The organism is Romboutsia sp. 13368 (assembly GCF_018336475.1).
GTDB lineage: Bacteria > Bacillota > Clostridia > Peptostreptococcales > Peptostreptococcaceae > Romboutsia.
In genome coordinates this window covers 378179-381723 of the sequence record NZ_CP048741.1, presented here as the reverse complement: position 1 = coordinate 381723, position 3545 = coordinate 378179, and the positions used below count along the sequence as shown (strand labels likewise).

Genomic DNA, 3545 nt, shown 5'->3' with positions numbered 1-3545 from the left:
TAAATTTTTATTATTATAAATTTTATACAGTAAAAAAACAGCCTATTGGCTGTTCTAATTAATCTTTATCAAAGCTATATCTTCATTTTTTACTTCTAAATCATTTAATATAAAATTATCTATAGTTATATTTTCAAATATATATCCATCATTACTTATATTAAAATTTTCACAAGTAAATTTTAATGTATCAAAATTAAATAAATCTGCATATTTCATTTGTACTTCATACATATAATCACCTAGTCTTTAGCTTATATTTTTATATCATAATATAAGTATTTATTTTACATAGATAATTTATTCATAATATTTTTAAGCATAGATCCAGCTACAACTAAAAATAAATTTATAATCACTAATAATGGTGCATATAGATAGTTTATATCTATAGAAAATAATTTTACAATTGACATTGTTGGTATAAAATAAGGCTCTACTACCCAAGTAGCAAAATTAGGCATATCTAGTATGAACTGAGCGTACAAAGAAAAGAAAATTAAAAATAATCCCATAGCTGAGCCTATAGTACCTACAGCCAATGCTCTCATTAATTTAAATTTATATTTATAACCTATATAAAAATTCACTAAAAAATATATACAACTAAATACTAAACCTAATAATAATGTGAATTCATTCATAGAAATGTAGTTAAAGTAGAGAAAAGATACTAAAGCAATTACTAATATAGAAAAAAATAATTCTTCTGATGCTTTAAATATATTTTTCATAAACCCACCTCTTAATACCTTTCTATTATTATATACAAAATGAATTTTAAAGGTGATATAAATATAAAAAAAGATTACGTGGCTAATACATTTCTTACATTTATCTAAATATATTAAAAGCCGTTGATATAAAATTATATCAACGGCATATTCTTAACTAAATAAAATTGTGCTTAGGATTTATACTATCTTTTTTAACAATAAAAAAAGATTACGTGGCTACGTCTTACTCTCCCAGGCGGTCGCCCACCAAGTACCATTAGCGCTAAAGAGCTTAACTTCTGTGTTCGGTATGGGAACAGGTGTATCCTCTTTGCTATAATAACCACATAATCTTTATTTTGTTTGGAGCGGGTGAAGGGGATCGAACCCTCACAGCCGGCTTGGAAGGCCGGAACTCTACCATTGAGCTACACCCGCATAAGTTTTAGAGTTAATACTCTGAAAACTGCATATCATTTACATATTAATCATTTTATTTTAGCAACCGAAATCATCCTTATTATCTAGTTAATACTCTGAAAACTACATATCATTTAATTTTCCATCATTATTTTGGTCAAGTCCTCGACCTATTAGTATCGATAAGCTAAATACATTACTGCACTTACACCTTCGACCTATCAACCAGGTAGTCTTCCTGGGGTCTTACCCTTACGGTGGGAAATCTTATCTTGAAGTTGGCTTCGCGCTTAGATGCTTTCAGCGCTTATCCATTCCGTACATAGCTACCCAGCCATGCCCTTGGCAGAACAACTGGTACACCAGAGGTACGTCCATCCCGGTCCTCTCGTACTAAGGACAGGTCTTCTCAAATTTCCTACGCCCACGACGGATAGGGACCGAACTGTCTCACGACGTTCTGAACCCAGCTCGCGTACCGCTTTAATGGGCGAACAGCCCAACCCTTGGGACCTACTACAGCCCCAGGATGTGATGAGCCGACATCGAGGTGCCAAACCTCCCCGTCGATGTGGACTCTTGGGGGAGATAAGCCTGTTATCCCCAGGGTAGCTTTTATCCGTTGAGCGATGGCCCTTCCATGCGGTACCACCGGATCACTAAGTCCGACTTTCGTCCTTGCTCGACCTGTATGTCTTGCAATCAAGCTTCCTTTTGCCTTTACACTCTTCGCACGATTTCCGACCGTGCTGAGGAAACCTTTGAGCGCCTCCGTTACTTTTTAGGAGGCGACCGCCCCAGTCAAACTGCCCACCTGACGGTGTTCCAAGACCTGATTCAAGGCCTATGGTTAGGATCCCAGTACTACAAGGGTGGTATCCCAAGGATGACTCCACACAGACTGGCGTCCATGCTTCATAGTCTCCCACCTATCCTGTACATGTAGTACCAAGACCCAACGTCAAGCTACAGTAAAGCTCCATGGGGTCTTTCCGTCCTGTCGCAGGTACCCGGCATCTTCACCGGGATTACAATTTCACCGAGTCTATTGTTGAGACAGTGCCCAAATCGTTACGCCTTTCGTGCGGGTCGGAACTTACCCGACAAGGAATTTCGCTACCTTAGGACCGTTATAGTTACGGCCGCCGTTTACTGGGGCTTAAGTTCACTGCTTCGATTGCTCTAACAGATCCCCTTAACCTTCCAGCACCGGGCAGGCGTCAGCTCCTATACATCGTCTTGCGACTTAGCAGAAACCTGTGTTTTTGGTAAACAGTCGCTTGGGCCTATTCTCTGCGGCCTGTCATAGACAGGCACCCCTTCTCCCTAAGTTACGGGGTCATTTTGCCGAGTTCCTTAACAATAGTTCTCTCGCTGGCCTTAGGATACTCTCCTCACCCACCTGTGTCGGTTTACGGTACGGGCGCCTTTAAACTCGATAGAAGCTTTTCTTGACAGTGTGAAATCAGCTACTTCGCCCCGAAGGGCTTACCCATCGTATCCTAGCATTGCCTAGACGGATTTGCCTATCTAGACTGCCTCAATACTTAGCCACACAATAACCAACAGTGTGGTTAGCTTATCCTACTGTGTCACTCCATCTCTCAAACGCTTATTGGCGGTACAGGAATATCAACCTGTTGTCCATCACCTACGCCTTTCGGCCTCGGCTTAGGTCCCGACTAACCCAGGGCGGACGAACCTTCCCCTGGAAACCTTGGGTTTACGGCCCGTGGGATTCTCACCCACGTCTCGCTACTCATGCCAACATTCTCACTCGTATACTGTCCACATGTCCTTACGGTCATGCTTCAGCCTGCATACGAAGCTCCCCTACCCATCATAAATGATGCCGTAGCTTCGGTAGTACGTTTTAGCCCCGGAAATTTTCGGCGCAGAATCACTCGACCAGTGAGCTATTACGCACTCTTTAAATGAGTGGCTGCTTCTAAGCCAACATCCTGGTTGTCTGTGCAATCCCACATCCTTTACCACTTAACGTACATTTAGGGACCTTAGCTGACGATCTGGGCTGTTGCCCTTTTGACTATGAATCTTATCACCCACAGTCTGACTCCCAAGTATAAGAATACGGCATTCGGAGTTTGATAGTCTTCGGTAAGTGCAATACCCCCTAGGACATTCAGTGCTCTACCTCCGCTTCTCTCAACCTTGAGGCTAGCCCTAAAGCTATTTCGGGGAGAACCAGCTATCTCCGGGCTCGATTGGAATTTCACCGCTATCCACAAGTCATCCCCGAGCTTTTCAACGCTCGTGGGTTCGGTCCTCCACGAAATTTTACTTTCGCTTCAACCTGCTCATGGATAGGTCGCCCGGTTTCGGGTCTACGACATGCAACTTAATCGCCCATTTAAGACTCGCTTTCGCTACAGCTCCACACCTTAARTA

At 41.8% G+C, this 3545-nt stretch carries 2 protein-coding genes, 1 tRNA gene and 2 rRNA genes (1 of these 5 cut by a window edge); all 5 read right to left on the bottom strand.

Annotated elements, in window-relative coordinates:
* Window positions 1-54: 54 nt before the first annotated feature.
* Window positions 55-234 carry a hypothetical protein gene (locus G3997_RS01560; protein ID WP_296647012.1) on the bottom strand — a complete coding sequence of 60 codons (180 nt, stop codon included), beginning with the start codon at window positions 232-234 and terminating at the stop codon, window positions 55-57.
* A 53-nt stretch (window positions 235-287) separates the two neighbouring features.
* Entirely contained in the window at window positions 288-734 is a 447-nt protein-coding gene (locus tag G3997_RS01555) for a hypothetical protein (RefSeq protein ID WP_296647008.1), read from the bottom strand.
* 213 nt (window positions 735-947) lie between these two features.
* Window positions 948-1064 (bottom strand): 5S ribosomal RNA (gene rrf, locus G3997_RS01550).
* A 16-nt stretch (window positions 1065-1080) separates the two neighbouring features.
* Window positions 1081-1154: transfer RNA gene (locus tag G3997_RS01545), tRNA-Gly, on the bottom strand.
* Window positions 1155-1289: 135 nt separating this feature from the next.
* A 23S ribosomal RNA gene (locus tag G3997_RS01540) occupies window positions 1290-3545 on the bottom strand (it continues 197 nt past the right edge of the window).